Genomic DNA, 14073 nt, shown 5'->3' on the forward strand with positions numbered 1-14073 from the left:
GCGGGCGCGGCAACCGGCGCATCGGCGATCGGACCGTCGGGCTCGCCCGGACGGCGCAGGACGCGCGCACGCTTGGTTTCCACGATCACCGTATTCGATCGGCCGTGGCTGAAGCTCTGCTTCACCTGGCCGGTCTCGACCGTGCGCTTCACACCCAAAGGTGCGCGCATGCCAAGTTTCGGCTTCTCGTTGTCCGTGTCGCTCACTCAAATTCCTCAGTCATGTCCACGGCCGGGCTGTGTCCGGTCGATCCGGACGCCCCTGTTATGGGTGACGTCCCGTTTTGTTGAGACGCCGATGCGCCCTGCGAGGCCGTTTCGCAAGACACGGGAGAAGGTTCGGGGCCGATAAAATGCAGCCAACGGTCGAGCGCTTCGCTCACCCGCTTTGCTGCAGCGCGGTCAGTCAGGCCAATGTGTACCACATTCTCCCGCCCCAGCGCCAATGCCAATATGGTACGTGACGCAGGCAGTGCCAACCCCCGCAGGCCCGAGCCTTCGACATCGTTGCCGATGCGCCACGCCTGGTCGAGCTTGCGGTTGCCGTCCTCGGCCGCGTCGGACGCATGATACAGCGCCTTCAGCTTGCCCTGGCGCGCATTCTGCTCGATCCGGTCCGAACCGATCAGCACGGTGCCCGAGCGCGATTCGAGCCCGAGCCGGTCGAGTGCGTTGCGCTCAAGCGCGGCTTCGATCACCGCGGGAAGCTCGGGTGCGATGGTAAATTCGCCAGTCTTGAACGCCCGAGCGAGCGCGCCCTTGAGCTTGCCCTTCTTGATCGCCGCTTCGAGTTCGATTCGCGTCACCCCGATCCACGCGCCACGGCCAGGAGCCTTGGCGCGCACGTCGGGATGAATCTGGCCATCGGGGGCCAGCGCGAGTCGTACGAGATGTGGCCGAACATCGCGCTCGCCCGATAGGATGCACTTGCGAATGGGGGCGTCTTCATCCCCCTCGCGCATGCGGGATGGGTTGGGCTCGCGCCCACTTGCACCCTTGTTCTTAGCCGAGGACGGGCGCCCACCCTTCGGTCCTCTCCCGCTTGCGGGAGGGGAGGAAGGAAGGTCGTCGGTAGCGCCTAGCGCCTCATCGGGAGGGTTCCGCATGTGCGTCCTCCTGCGCCGGAGTCGTCTTCGGGGCGTCGCGGTCGACCAGCAGCTGGCCGCCCGCGCCGTAATTCTCGGTCGACACCTCTTCGATCACGATCTGCACCGCAGCCGGGTTCTTTCCCAGCCGCTCGACGAGCGACTGGGTGACGTCGGCGACGATGCCGGCCTTCTGGTCCTTGGTGGCGGACCCCGAAATGCGGATGCTGACAAACGGCATCAGGCCTTGTCGTCCTCGCTCTTCGCGTCGGTCGTGTCCGTAGCGTCATCCGCTACGACGGCATCCGCCGCGCCGTCATCTGCCGCGGTGTCCTCGACCGCAGTGTCCTCGGCCGAAGCCGCTTCCACCGGAGCCTCTTCCGTGTCCGCCTCGGGGGCTTCGTCCTCGAACCAGTGCGCGCGCGCGGCCATGATGATCTCGTTGCCCTGTTCGTCGCTGAGACCATATTCGGCGAGGATGCCGCCCTTGGGCTCGGGACGCTTGGGCGCATCGTCGTTGCGACGGCGCGGTTCGGCGCGCTTCTTCTCGACCAGCTCGTCGGTCGCAAGATCCGCAAGATCGTCGAGCGTCTTGATGCCCGCCTTGCCGAGCGTGACGAGCATCGCCTCGTTCAGATACGGCATGTCGATCAGCGCGTCCTCTACGCCGAGCGCGGTACGCTCTTCGCGGCTGGCCGCGTCGCGACGCTCGAGCGCCTCGGTCGCGCGGTTCTGCAACTCGCCCGCCAGATCCTCGTCGAAGCCCTCGATGCCGGCGATCTCCTCTACCTCGACATAGGCGACCTCCTCGAGGCTGGTGAACCCTTCGGCGACCAGCAGCTGCGCGAGCGTCTCGTCGACGTCGAGCTCCTTCTCGAACATTGCCGAACGCTCGACAAAGTCCTTCTGGCGCTTCTCGGAGGCATCGGCCTCGGTGAGGATGTCGATCGCCTTGCCAGTCAGCTGCGACGCGAGGCGGACGTTCTGGCCACGACGGCCGATCGCCAGCGAAAGCTGGTCATCGGGAACGACGACCTCGATGCGCTCTTCCTCCTCGTCGATCACGACGCGGCTGACCGAAGCCGGCTGCAGTGCGTTGACGACGAAGGTCGCGATGTCGGGCGACCAGGGGATGATGTCGATCTTCTCGCCCTGCATTTCCTGCACGACGGCCTGAACTCGCGAACCCTTCATGCCGACGCAGGCGCCGACCGGATCGATCGACGAATCATGGCTGATGACGCCGATCTTGGCGCGCGACCCGGGATCGCGGGCCGCAGCTTGATCTCGATGATGCCGTCGTAGATTTCGGGGACTTCCTGCGCGAACAGCTTCTTCATGAAGTCGGGGTGCGCTCGGCTGAGGAAGATCTGCGGCCCGCGGTTCTCGCGGCGGACGTTCAGGATCAGCGAGCGGATGCGGTCGTTGACGCGCACGACTTCGCGCGGGATCTGCGCGTCGCGGCGGATGACGCCTTCCGCGCGGCCCAGGTCGACGACGACATGGCCGAACTCGACGCGCTTGACGACGCCGGTGATGATCTCGCCCGCGCGGTCCTTATATTCTTCGAACTGGCGCTCGCGCTCGGCGTCGCGGACCTTTTGGAAGATGACCTGCTTGGCGGCCTGCGCGGCGATACGGCCGAACTCGATCGGGGGCAGCGGGTCGACGATGAAGTCGCCGAGCGCCGCGTCCTTCTGGAGCTTCTGCGCGCCCTTGACGTCGACCTGCTTGAAATAGTCGTCGACCGCCTCGACCACTTCGACGACGCGCCACAAGCGCAGATCGCCGGTGTTCGGGTCGAGCTTGGCGCGGATGTCGTTCTCGGCGCCGTAGCGCGAGCGGGCGGCGCGCTGGATCGCGTCCTCCATCGCCTCGATCACGATCGCCTTGTCGATCATTTTCTCCGACGCGACCGAATTCGCGATCGCGATCAGTTCCGCGCGGTTTGCGGTGACTGCCGTGGCCATCAATGCTGTCCTTCTTCGGTCTCGACGCCGCGAGCATCAGGCTCATCGGACGTATCTTGATAGAAAACCTCGTCCGCGCCTTCGGTCGAAAGCGGCGCGGTCGCGGCGATGAGTCGGTCGGTCATGACGAGCTTGGCGTCGGCCACCTGGGCGAAGTCGATCGTCATGATCTTGTGCTTGTTCACGTCGACGGTGATCTTGGTGCCCTCGACGCCCATCAGGTTGCCCGAGATCTGCTTGCGATCCTCGAACGGCTCGACGAGGCGGATGCGCGCCTCCTGGCCTTCCCAATCGGCAAAGTCCTGGAGCCGGGTCAGCGGGCGGTCGATACCGGGGCTCGACACCTCGAGACGATAGGCGTCCTCGCCGACCGGGTCCTTGCCTTCGGCTTCGAGCGCATCGAACTTGTCCGAGATGCGGCGCGACAGCTCGGCGCAATCCTCGATCACGAGCTGGCGGGTGTCGGGCCGCTCGGCCATCACCTGCAGCGTCGGATCGGACTTGCCGCCCTGCATGCGCACGCGCACGAGGCTGAGGCCGAGCGCCTTGGCTTCGGGTTCGATCAATTCGGTCAACAGGGCGATATTCGCCATCGCAATTCCAAACAGGGCCAAAGCACAGGTGATCAGCGCCGCGGAGCGAACCCCGCAGCCTCTTCATCTGGCGATGTAGAGAAAGTAGGATCTCCATACCCGCGATGGCAACGCTTCGCAAGCGGGAGCAACCTTCGTTCGTCACGCCGCGTTGGCGCAGGGATTTCCGGGAGAAGATCATGATCCGTCGCACATTGGCCGCCACCGGCCTGATATCCGCCACTTTGCTCGCCGCCGCTGCCTGTTCCGCACAGCCCGCGCCGGGGGAAAAGCCGTTCGGCGAAACGGTCGTCGCCGATTTCGAGTCACCCTGGGCGATGACGGTGCTGCCCGACGGGCGGATGCTGGTGACGGAGAAGGCCGGTGAAATGCTCCTCGTTTCGGCCGATGGGAAGCAGCGTCAGACGGTCGCGACGATCACGGTCGATTCGGCAGGGCAGGGCGGGTTGATGGACGTCGTCCTCGCGCCCGACTTCGCGACGAGCAAGCGCGTGTATTTCAGCTATTCCTCGGCGGGTGCGGGCGGCAAGGGGGTAGTCCTCGCGCGAGGTCGGTTGCGGCCTAACGGTGGTGGGGGCGAGCGGCTCGGCGAGATCGAGGTGATCTTCAGTGCGCGGCCGTTCGTCGAGGGCAATGGCCATTATTCGGGCCGCATCGCGTTTTCGCCAGACGGCAAAGATCTGTTCTTCACCAATGGCGACCGCCAGAAATTTACCCCGGCGCAGGATCCCAAGGTCACGCTCGGCAAGGTGTTGCGCCTGACGCTCGACGGCAAGCCCGCGCCCGGCAATCCGCTCGCGGGCAAGGGCTTTGCACCCGAGATCTGGAGCTACGGCCACCGCAACCTGCTCGGCATCGCATTCGACGCGCAGGGCAATCTCTGGGAGCAGGAGATGGGGCCGAAGGGCGGCGACGAGGTCAATCTGATCACGCCCGGCCAGAATTACGGCTGGCCCAACGCGTCGAACGGCAGCCATTATGACGGGCGCGACATTCCCGACCACAAGCCCGGCGACGGCTATGCGGCGCCCAAGGTCTCGTGGAACCCGGTGATCTCACCCGGCGGGCTGATGATCTATTCTGGCAGCATGTTCCCGCAGTGGAAGGGCGATGCGTTCATCGGCGGGCTGTCGTCGAAATCACTCGTCCGCGTCGACCTGAACGGCACCAATGCCGCCAAGGGCGACCAGTGGGACATGGGGGCGCGTATCCGCGAGGTGGAACAGGGTCCCGACGGCGCGATCTGGGTGCTGGAGGACGGTGGCGAATCGCAGGGACGGCTGATCAAGCTGACGGCGCGGTAAAACCCTGCTGCCTCCCGCCTGCGGGCGGGGGGCGGGGTCAGTCGCGGACGATCAGGTAATTCATCCTCGCGGCCGCGATCGGCTTGTCGCGGTCGTCCTGCCAGGCGGTCGCCTCGACATTGGCGACGCGCGTGCCGAGCCGGGTGACTACGCCCGCCGCGCGCGTCGGCTTGTCGCGGCCGCCCCGCATGAAATCGACGGTGACGGTTACGGGCTTGATCCGCACGCTGGCGTCCTCGGGCCCCTCGGTCTCGATCGCATGGTAGAGCGCGGCGATCGCCGCGACCTCGAGCAACCCCGAGATCGCGCCGCCGTGGAGGAATCCCGGGCGGCCGATCACGTCGTCGCCGAACGGCATCAGCAGCACCGGCCGACCCTCCGCGTCGCGTTCGATCTCGACGCCCAGCGTTGCGGCATAGGGTGGCAGCGTGCTCACCATGATCCGAGCACCATGAACGTGCCCGCGACATGGGCAAGCGGATCGGCGGGATCGCCGTCATGCGCCTGGCCGCGGACGAACGCGATCGACCGGGTGATCCGGTAGCATTCGCCGCGTCCGATCACCGTCTTGCCGGGCGTCGCCGGGCGCAGATAATCGACGCGCAGGTCGAGCGTCGCATGCGGCACGAACGCCGCGCGGCGGATCCAGATCGCGATGCTGGCGGCCATGTCCATCATCGTGATGATCGGCCCCGACGCGATCACGCCGCTGGCCGGATCGCCGATCAGCTTTTCGTCATAGGGCAGCGCAAGCTCCGCCCAGTCCGCGCCATGCGCATGATAGCGCATCCCGAGCGCGGCGCCGTGCCCGCCGAACCCGTGTCGTGTAAACCGCTCTGCGTCGAAGCCATCCATACCCCGACCTCTACACGCCAGCGACCGCCACGCAACATTGCCGCACATGCGGGGCGGGGCTAGCATCGGGCGCAACGAGATCAGGAGAGAGGATCGCCATGAACGACCGGGTCACCATCGCCGTCGCGGACGGGATCGCCGATGTCCGCCTCAACCGCGCGGACAAGATGAACGCGATCGACCCGGCGATGTTCGAGGGGATCGCCGCAGCGATCGACCGGCTGGCGGGGATGGCCGAGGTGCGCGTCGTCGTGCTGTCGGGCGAGGGTCGTGCGTTCTGCGCGGGGCTCGACATGGCGTCGATGGCGGGCGGCGGGTCGGGGCTGTCACTCGACGATCGGACGTATGGCGATGCGAATCTGGTGCAGCAGGTCGCCTGGGGCTGGCGGACGTTGCCGATGCCGGTGATCGCCGCGGTCCACGGCGTCGCGTTCGGTGGCGGGTTCCAGATCATGTCGGGCGCCGACATCCGCATCGCCCACCCGCACGCGCGGTTCGCGATCCGCGAGACGCATTGGGGGCTGGTACCCGACATGGCGGGGATAGCGCTCTGGCGGACGCTGGCGCGCGACGACGTGCTGCGTGAGCTGACCTATACCGCGCGGGAGTTCGACGGGGCGGAGGCGCTGCACCACGGCTTCGTCACGCGGCTGGACGAGGATCCCCGCGCCGCCGCGATGACGATGGCCCGCGAGATCGCCGCGAAGAATCCGCAGGCGATCCGGGGCTCGAAGGCACTCTATGGCATAGCCGCGGATGCCGACGCCGCGGCGATCCTGCGCGCCGAAAGCGACGCGCAGGGACGGGTCATGCGCAAGCCCAACCAGGTCGAACAGGTCCGCGCCAATCTCGAAAAGCGCGCGGCGGTGTTCGTCGACTAGGCGCTATTTCATCAGGACGAGCTCTTCCGCCATCGTCGGATGCAGCGCGACGGTCGCGTCGAAATCGGCCTTGCTGAGCCCCGCCTTCACCGCCACCGCGGCGGACTGGAGGATCTCGGGGCAGTCGGGGCCGATCATGTGGATGCCGACGACGCGGTCGGTCTCGCCGTCGCAGATCATCTTGTAGAGCGAGCGCTCGTTGCGCCCCGCCAGTACGTTCTTCATCGGCCGGAAGTCCGAAGTGTAGACCTTCACCGACCCCAGTGCCTGCTTGGCCTGCGATTCGGTCATGCCGACGCCGGCCATCGGCGGGTGGCTGAACACCGCGGCGGGGACGTTGGCGTAATCGACGCGGGTCGGCTTGTTGCCGAAGAACGTGTCGGCGAACGCCTGCCCCTCGCGGATCGCGACCGGGGTCAGCTGGATGCGGTTGGTGACGTCGCCGACCGCGAAGATGCTGTCGCAGCTCGACCGGTTGTCCTCGTCGACGACGACCGCGCCGGCCGCGTCGAGTTCGACGCCGGCCGTCTCGAGCCCGAGGCCCTTGGTGTTCGGCACGCGGCCTGTCGCGAACAGGACGAGATCGACGACGATCGGCTCGTGCCCGCTGGTATGCACGGTCAGGCAACCGTCCTCGCCCTTGTCGATTCCCTGGAACGCCGCGTTGAAGCGAAAGTCGATGCCCTTGCTCATCGAGATCTGGAGCAGCCGGTCGCGGATCGATTCGTCATAGCCGCGCAGGATCACGTCGGTGCGGTTGATCAGCGTGACGTGCGCGCCGAACTGATGGAAGATGCCGGCGAATTCGTTGGCGATATAGCCCGCACCCGCGATCAGCACGCGCTTCGGCACATCGTCGAGATGGAACACCTCGTTCGAGGTGATGCCGTGCTCGGCACCGGGGCAGTCCGGCACCAGCGGGTGCGCGCCGACCGCGATCAGGATCTTCGCCGCGGTCTTCTTGCTGCCGTCGGCGAGCGTGACTTCGTTGGGGCCAGAGACGACCGCGCGCTGGTGGATGATGTCGACATGGTTGTTCTCGAGCGTCTGGGTGTAGGCGCCGTTGATCCGGTCGACCTCCTCCATCACGTTGTCGCGCAGCGTGGGCCAGCTGAACGCGCAATCGTCGGGCACCTGCCAGCCGAAGCGCTTGGCGTCCTTCAGATCCTCGGCGAAATGCGCACCGTAGATCAGCAGCTTCTTCGGCACGCAGCCGCGGATGACGCAGGTGCCGCCGACGCGATATTCCTCGGCGACCGCGACGCGCGCGCCATGCGCGGCGGCAACGCGCGATGCACGCGTGCCGCCCGAGCCGGCGCCGATGACGAAGAGGTCATAGTCGAATTGGGTATCGGTCACGGGCTATCCTTGTACGTCGCGCTGCGGCTTTGGATGCCATCTGGGGCAGGGGGGATGCGCGGACAAGACCGGTGCGGCGATCAGGGTGATCGGCTGGCTCTATCGCCGACCCGCCCTGCGCATCGGCATCGCGTCGATCGTCCGCTCGAGCACGGCGGCGGCGAAGGGGTGTGCGCTGCGCAGTTTCTCGCCGCCATCCTTGCCGATGAGGATCGCGGTGAAGGTGGCGGGGAGGCGAAATTTGCGGCGCAGCGCGGGGGCGCTGTCCCCGGCACCGCGGACCTGATCGCCGACGATTTCGACGACGGTGAGGTCGCGCTCGTCGCGTTTGGCAGTCCAATTGTCGAGGATGCGGCGCTGCTCGGCGAGTTCCGGGTCCTGCGAGGAGGGGGCCGCGACGATCAACACGCGGCGATCCCATCGTATTTGCGCAAGGGTGGGAGAGGCGGCGAGCGCTACGGCGAGGAGGATGGGCATGAAGATGTAACGCGGGAGGTTCGCTCGCGCTCCCTGTTCTACCACCCCGGCGAAGGCCGGGGCCCAGTTGGGTGAACCGCGGTGGCTAAAACACGGCCTTCCCAACTGGGCCCCGGCCTCCGCCGGGGAAGTGCAGGTGTAAGAGAAGCGGAGGGCGCGAGGCCCGGCTTACCCGAACGCGCGCTTGATCAGGTCGTCGGTCGAAGGATCGAACGTCTGCCCGCCCTTCTCCGCCGCCTTCGCCATTTCCTTGCCCAGCTCGACCCCGAACTGGTCGAACGAGTTGATCCCCAGCAGCACGCCGTTCACGAACACGCGGTGCTCGTAGAACGCGATCAGCGCGCCGAGCGTGCGCGCGTCGAGATCGTCGAGCAGCAACGTCGACGACGGCCGGTCGCCCAAATAGCTGCGCGCCGGATCCTCGACCTGCTTGCCCGCCATCAACGCCGCACCCTGCGCAAAGGCGTTGAGCAACAGCGCCTTGTGATGCTCCTCGGGCAGCGTGTCGCCGGCCTCGATCGACGCGACGAACTCGACCGGCACCAAGTGCGTGCCCTGGTGGAGCAGCTGGAACACCGCATGCTGCGCCTCGGTGCCGACCCCGCCCCAGGTGATCGCCGCCGACGGCCGCCCGAGCGGCTGGCCGTCCGCGGTCACCGACTTGCCGTTCGACTCCATCTCCAGCTGCTGGAGATAGCTCGGCAGGAGCCGCAACCGCTCGTCATAGGCAAAGGTCGCGCGCGTCTCGGCATGGCGGATCTGCGTGTAATAGAGGTCGGCAAACGCCGCGAGCGCCGGCGCATTCTCGTGCAGCGCGGCGAGGCGGAAGTGGCGATCCATCTCGGCCGCCCCCTCGAGCAGCTCCTCGAACCGGTCCCAGCCGAGCGCGATCGCGGCCGGGAAACCGATCGTCGACCAGAGCGAGTAGCGCCCGCCGACGCTCTCGGCGAACGGCAGGATCCGCGTCTCGTCGACGCCCCATTCCATCGCCTTTTCGGGCGCGGCGGTCAGCGCGATCACGCGGCCGTAAGGATCCTCGACATTATGCTCGTTCATCCACTGAAGCACCGCTTCGGCGTTCATCAGCGTTTCGGTCGTGGTGAAGGTCTTCGACGCGACCACCAGCAACGTCGCGGCCGGATCGAAGCGCTCGAACACGTCCTCCAGCGCGACGCCGTCGACATTGGCAACGATCCCGACATCATAACGCTTGTCGTCGCGCCCGAGCGAGTCGACCAGCAATTGCGGCCCCAGCGCGGACCCGCCGATGCCGACATGCAGGATATGCCGCACGGGACCGAGCGCATCCGCCTCGATCGCGTCGATCAGCGTGCGCATCCGTGAATGGCTGGCCTGTGCGATCGCGACGCTCTCGGGCTTGCCCTCACCGCGCTCGGCGGTGTGCTCGACCGCGCGGCCTTCGGTGACGTTGACGATCTCGCCCGCGAACATCGCCTGGCGCTTGCCCGACAGGTCCTGCGCCTTGGCCATCTCCTCGAACGCGCTGACCATGTCCGTGGTCAGGTGCGTCTTCGACCAGTCGAAGTGGATGCCTGCGACGTCGAGGCTCAGCTTGGACAACCGCTCAGAGTCGGCGGCGAACAGGTCGGTGAGTTTGGCGGCGGGCAGGGCTTCGAGTTTGGACCAGTCGGCGGTCATGCAAAGTCTCCGATTTGGAATTCGTGCGCACCGATACGGCGACGCGAGCAAGAACACCATAACGTCCCGGGAGGCGATTGGGTCTCCGGGGGTGTCCGGATCGTATCCGGACATGGCGGATGCTGCATATGCTTGACGCGCGCGCCGGTTGAGCAAACCCGCGGCCATGGCGAAAGACGCGAAGACCAAACCGGCCCGATCCGAAACTGCAGAGACGTTCCGCTTCCTGCTGAAGCTGGCGGTGGTCGTATTGATCCTGCGCAGCTTCATCTTCGCGCCGTTCAGCATTCCATCCGAATCGATGCTGCCCCGGCTGCTGATCGGTGATTATCTGTTCGTGTCGAAGTGGAGCTACGGCTATTCGCGCTGGTCGCTGCCGGGTGGCGTGCCGTTGATCCCCGGACGGATTTTCGCCAGCACGCCGACGCGCGGCGATGTCGTCGTCTTCCGCGCGCCCGAAGTGCTCGACCATGACGTCATCAAGCGCGTGATCGGCCTGCCCGGCGAGACCGTCCAGATGCGGCAGGGGACGCTGTACCTGAACGGCACCGCGATCCCCAAGGCGCGGATCGCCGACTTCACGATCCCGCTGACCGCCAATTTCGATGCGGAGAAATGCGGCGCGCCGTTCGTCGATGTCGCCGACGGCGTCCAGATTTGCCGCTATCCGCGCTACCGCGAGACGCTGCCCGGCGGCCGCAGCTATACCGTGCTCGACCAGGCGCAGCTGCCCGATCGCGACGACACGGGCGTCTATACGGTACCCGCCGGCCATATCTTCGTGATGGGCGACAACCGCGACGACAGCGGGGACAGCCGGTTCCCCGCACCAAGCGGGATGGGCTATGTCCCGCTCGAGAATGTCGAGGGCAAGGCGGTCGTCAGCTTCTTCTCGACCGACGGCAATGCCGAATGGCTTAAACCCTGGACCTGGGTCAGCGCCGCGCGCTGGGAGCGGATCGGGGAAGGCTTTTGAGCGATCTCGGCGACTGGCTGGCGGGCGTGTTCGGTCGCCGGCCGCGCGATCTGGCACCCTATGAGCGCGCATTGACGCATGGCAGCCAGGCGAAGGCGAACTACGAGCGGCTGGAATTTCTCGGCGACCGCGTCCTGGGGCTGATCGTCGCCGAATGGTTGTACGAGCTGTTCGCGACCGATCCCGAGGGGTCGCTGTCGAAACGGCTGAACGCGCTCGTCACGGGCCCGGTCTGTGCCGAGGTCGCGCGCGAACTGGGGGTGCGCGCGCATCTGAAGCTCGGCAAGCAGGCGCGCGACGATGGCGCCAGCGACAGCGACAATGTGCTGGGCGACGTGATGGAGGCACTGATCGGCGCCTGGTACCAGGAGGCCGGGCTCGACGCCGCGCGTGCGTTCGTCCGCGGCGCATGGGGTGACCGCGTCCAGGCCGGTGCCAAGGCGCCGCAGCACCCCAAGTCCGCGCTTCAGGAATGGGCAGCCGCGCATAACCGCAAGCCGCCAGAATATACGATCGTCGAGCGTACCGGCCCCGGCCACGCGCCCAAATTCACGATGCTGGTCTCGATCGGCAAACTCGCCGAGGCGACGGCGACCGGTTCGAGCAAGCAGGAGGCCGAAACCGCGGCGGCAAAGGCGTTGCTGGAGAAGCTGGGCTAAGAAGGCTTTTGTTCGAGCGGAGGCGCGGAGGACGCGGAGGGGGGCAGCGATTGGAACTCCGGTCCTGCCCCGAACGACTCCGAGTTGATCGACGGCGCATGATCGCAGACGGCGCGAGCCCCATCCACACCATCTCTGCGCCTCCGCGCCTCCGCGTGAACCAAACTGCCTTGTCGCGACGCGATGACGGATAGCCGTTTTCCCTGTACAGGTGCCCGCAACACCAGTTCGAAAAGAGCATATGTGACTGAAACGAATACCAAGCCCGACCCGAAGCATTGCGGCCTAGTCGCCATCGTCGGCGCCCCGAACGCGGGCAAGTCGACGCTCGTCAACGCGCTCGTCGGCCAGAAGGTCGCGATCGTCAGCCCCAAGGCGCAGACCACGCGCGCCAAGCTGATGGGCGTCGCGATCGAAGGCGACACGCAGATCCTGCTCGTCGACACGCCCGGTATCTTCGAGCCCAAGCGCCGGTTCGACCGCGCGATGGTCGCCGCCGCCTGGGGCGGCGCGGAAGGCTCGGACATCATCGCGCTGGTGGTCGACGCCAAGGGCGGGATCGGCGGCAAGGTCACGACGATCGTCGAGTCGCTGGTCGGCCGACCTGAGCCGATCTGGCTGATCCTCAACAAGGTCGATCTCGCCGACAAGACCAAGCTGCTGATCCACGCGGAAAAGCTGAACGCGCTGCTTCCCTTCGCCGAGACGTTCTTCATCAGTGCAGGCACCGGCGACGGCCTTGCGCACTTCAAGACCCAGCTCGCCAAGGCGATGCCCGAAGGTCCGTGGCATTATCCCGAAGACCAGGTGTCCGACTCGACCGAACGCGCGCTCGCTTCCGAGGTGACTCGCGAGCAGCTCTATCTCCAGTTGCACGCTGAACTGCCCTATGCGAGCACGATCGAGACCGAGCAGTATATCGAGCGCCAGGACGGGTCGTTGGAGATCCACCAGCAGATCCTTGTCGAACGCCCGACGCAGCGCGCGATCGTGCTCGGCAAGGGCGGTGTGCGGATCAAGGAAATCGGCGCCCGCTCGCGCATCGAACTCGCCTCGATCACGGGCAAGCCGGTGCATCTGTATTTGCACGTGAAGGTGAAGCCGGGCTGGGATGAAGACCGCGAAGTGTACCGCGATATCGGGCTAGACTGGGTCGACTGACCCGCGACCACAACCGCCACACTCCACCCCGGCGGAGGCCGGGGCCCAGTTGGGGGGCGGTGGTCACCACGGAGAGCGCTCCGTTACTCAGGCCTTCCCAACTGGGCCCCGGCCTCCGCCGGGGTGGTAGCGTTCGGGCGGATGACAGAGTTCGGCTCGGCAATGCGTCACGCCCACGCCCATTGTACCAAACCCGCGACCTCCTGAAATCTATTGATGCTACCGTAAACCTCACCGGCTGACCCGGACGAGGACCACGCGATGCTAACCCTGATCGATGCGACGTCCGCGATCCGCTACGACCAGTTGCATCTGTCCCCGGTGGCGCTGGATTTCGGCCTGTTCCAGCTCCGATGGTACGCGCTCAGCTATATCGCGATGATCGCGCTGGGCTGGTGGTATCTGCGGAGGATGCTCCGCCGGTCCGGTGCGCCGATGGCGGCGGGGCATGTCGACGATCTCGTCTTCTACCTGGCGCTTGGCATCATCATCGGCGGTCGCCTCGGCTATTGCATATTCTACCGCCCCGAGATCTGGCGCGCACCGCTCGACGTGCTGAAGCTCTGGCAGGGCGGCATGTCGCTGCATGGCGGGTTCCTGGGGGTGATCGTCAGCCTGGTCCTGTTCACGCGGCGCCACCGGCTGTCGCTGCTCCGGGTGTGCGATTACGTGGCGTGTGCGACCCCGTTCGGCCTCGTGCTGGTGCGGATCGCCAATTTCGTGAACGGGGAGTTGTGGGGTCGGCCAAGCTCGCTTCCCTGGGCGGTGATCTTTCCCGGCACGCAGGACGGCATACCCCGCCACCCGAGCCAGCTCTACGAAGCCGCGCTGGAGGGCGGACTCAGCATGATCGTGCTGGTCTATCTGTTCTGGCGCACCGACGCGCGGCTTCGCCCCGGACACCTGCTCGGGGTGGGGTTGATCCTGTACGGTACCGCGCGGTTCCTGCTCGAATTCGTCCGCCAGCCCGATGCCGGGCTCGACCATCTGTGGTGGGGGCTGACGATGGGGCAGACGCTGAGCGTGCCGATGATCGGCGCGGGCATCTGGTTTTACGTCCGGTCGCTCAAGCGCGCGCGCGTCGCGGCCGTCCCT

General features: G+C 66.4%; 14 protein-coding genes and 2 pseudogenes. 6 read left to right on the top strand and 10 right to left on the bottom strand.

The genetic code is table 11. The features are described 5' to 3' along the window. The 5 genes and pseudogenes from NI18_RS08735 to rimP form a co-directional block, all read right to left on the bottom strand. On the bottom strand, nucleotides 1-170 hold a 170-nt coding region (locus NI18_RS08735; protein WP_198526977.1), incomplete at its 3' end, for a translation initiation factor IF-2 associated domain-containing protein. Nucleotides 171-202: 32 nt separating this feature from the next. Further along, the gene (locus NI18_RS08740) at nucleotides 203-961 is read right to left on the bottom strand and encodes a DUF448 domain-containing protein (protein WP_037529482.1); all 759 of its coding nucleotides are present in this window, start codon (nucleotides 959-961) and stop codon (nucleotides 203-205) included. A gap of 124 nt (nucleotides 962-1085) precedes the next feature. Then, nucleotides 1086-1325: a 4-oxalocrotonate tautomerase family protein gene (locus NI18_RS08745; RefSeq protein WP_031392998.1), complete on the bottom strand. Its 240-nt coding sequence runs from the start codon at nucleotides 1323-1325 to the stop codon at nucleotides 1086-1088. After that, nucleotides 1325-3054, bottom strand: a pseudogene (nusA, locus tag NI18_RS08750) (transcription termination factor NusA). The gene NI18_RS08745 and the pseudogene nusA overlap by 1 nt, the downstream one beginning before the upstream one ends. Further along, nucleotides 3054-3647 carry a ribosome maturation protein RimP gene (rimP, locus tag NI18_RS08755; protein WP_037529486.1) on the bottom strand — a complete coding sequence of 198 codons (594 nt, stop codon included), beginning with the start codon at nucleotides 3645-3647 and terminating at the stop codon, nucleotides 3054-3056. Before rimP ends, nusA begins: the two are co-directional and overlap by 1 nt. A gap of 179 nt (nucleotides 3648-3826) precedes the next feature. On the opposite strand from rimP, the gene NI18_RS08760 reads away from it, so the two are divergent. Next, nucleotides 3827-4951 carry a PQQ-dependent sugar dehydrogenase gene (locus tag NI18_RS08760; protein WP_037529539.1) on the top strand — a complete coding sequence of 375 codons (1125 nt, stop codon included), beginning with the start codon at nucleotides 3827-3829 and terminating at the stop codon, nucleotides 4949-4951. Between the two features lie 37 nt (nucleotides 4952-4988). On the opposite strand, the gene NI18_RS08765 is transcribed toward NI18_RS08760, so the two are convergent. Continuing rightward, entirely contained in the window at nucleotides 4989-5390 is a 402-nt protein-coding gene (locus NI18_RS08765; RefSeq protein WP_031440033.1) for a PaaI family thioesterase, read from the bottom strand. Further along, the gene (locus tag NI18_RS08770; RefSeq protein ID WP_031440034.1) at nucleotides 5384-5806 is read right to left on the bottom strand and encodes a PaaI family thioesterase; all 423 of its coding nucleotides are present in this window, start codon (nucleotides 5804-5806) and stop codon (nucleotides 5384-5386) included. The genes NI18_RS08765 and NI18_RS08770 overlap by 7 nt, the downstream gene beginning before the upstream one ends. Before the next feature lie 98 nt (nucleotides 5807-5904). On the opposite strand from NI18_RS08770, the gene NI18_RS08775 reads away from it, so the two are divergent. Beyond that, entirely contained in the window at nucleotides 5905-6687 is a 783-nt protein-coding gene (locus NI18_RS08775; RefSeq protein WP_031440035.1) for a crotonase/enoyl-CoA hydratase family protein, read from the top strand. A gap of 3 nt (nucleotides 6688-6690) precedes the next feature. Here NI18_RS08775 and gorA read toward each other — a convergent pair whose 3' ends face one another. The 3 genes from gorA to pgi all read right to left on the bottom strand — a co-directional run bounded on the left by gorA (nucleotide 6691) and on the right by pgi (nucleotide 10182). Next, nucleotides 6691-8046, bottom strand: a complete 1356-nt coding sequence (gene gorA / locus NI18_RS08780) for a glutathione-disulfide reductase (RefSeq protein WP_031440036.1) — start codon at nucleotides 8044-8046, stop codon at nucleotides 6691-6693. Between the two features lie 99 nt (nucleotides 8047-8145). Continuing rightward, nucleotides 8146-8523, bottom strand: a complete 378-nt coding sequence (locus NI18_RS08785) for a DUF4174 domain-containing protein (RefSeq protein WP_031440037.1) — start codon at nucleotides 8521-8523, stop codon at nucleotides 8146-8148. A gap of 168 nt (nucleotides 8524-8691) precedes the next feature. After that, the gene (gene pgi / locus NI18_RS08790; RefSeq protein WP_037529495.1) at nucleotides 8692-10182 is read right to left on the bottom strand and encodes a glucose-6-phosphate isomerase; all 1491 of its coding nucleotides are present in this window, start codon (nucleotides 10180-10182) and stop codon (nucleotides 8692-8694) included. 166 nt (nucleotides 10183-10348) lie between these two features. Between pgi and lepB the strand changes: the two genes are divergently transcribed. The 4 genes and pseudogenes from lepB to lgt form a co-directional block, all read left to right on the top strand. Beyond that, nucleotides 10349-11158 (top strand): signal peptidase I, encoded by an 810-nt coding sequence (gene lepB / locus NI18_RS08795; protein ID WP_037529497.1) that lies wholly within the window; start codon nucleotides 10349-10351, stop codon nucleotides 11156-11158. Then, complete coding sequence (rnc, locus tag NI18_RS08800) at nucleotides 11155-11817, top strand: ribonuclease III (protein ID WP_031440039.1); 663 nt, start codon at nucleotides 11155-11157, stop codon at nucleotides 11815-11817. Before lepB ends, rnc begins: the two co-directional genes overlap by 4 nt. A 243-nt stretch (nucleotides 11818-12060) precedes the next feature. Next, nucleotides 12061-12978 (top strand): GTPase Era, encoded by a 918-nt coding sequence (gene era / locus NI18_RS08805; protein WP_031395173.1) that lies wholly within the window; start codon nucleotides 12061-12063, stop codon nucleotides 12976-12978. A gap of 261 nt (nucleotides 12979-13239) precedes the next feature. Continuing rightward, nucleotides 13240-14061, top strand: a pseudogene (gene lgt, locus NI18_RS23230) (prolipoprotein diacylglyceryl transferase); the annotation flags it as partial. Between the last annotated feature and the right edge of the window lie 12 nt (nucleotides 14062-14073).

The organism is Sphingomonas sp. Ant20, assembly GCF_000783375.1.
Classification (GTDB): Bacteria; Pseudomonadota; Alphaproteobacteria; order Sphingomonadales; family Sphingomonadaceae; genus Sphingomonas; species Sphingomonas aerolata.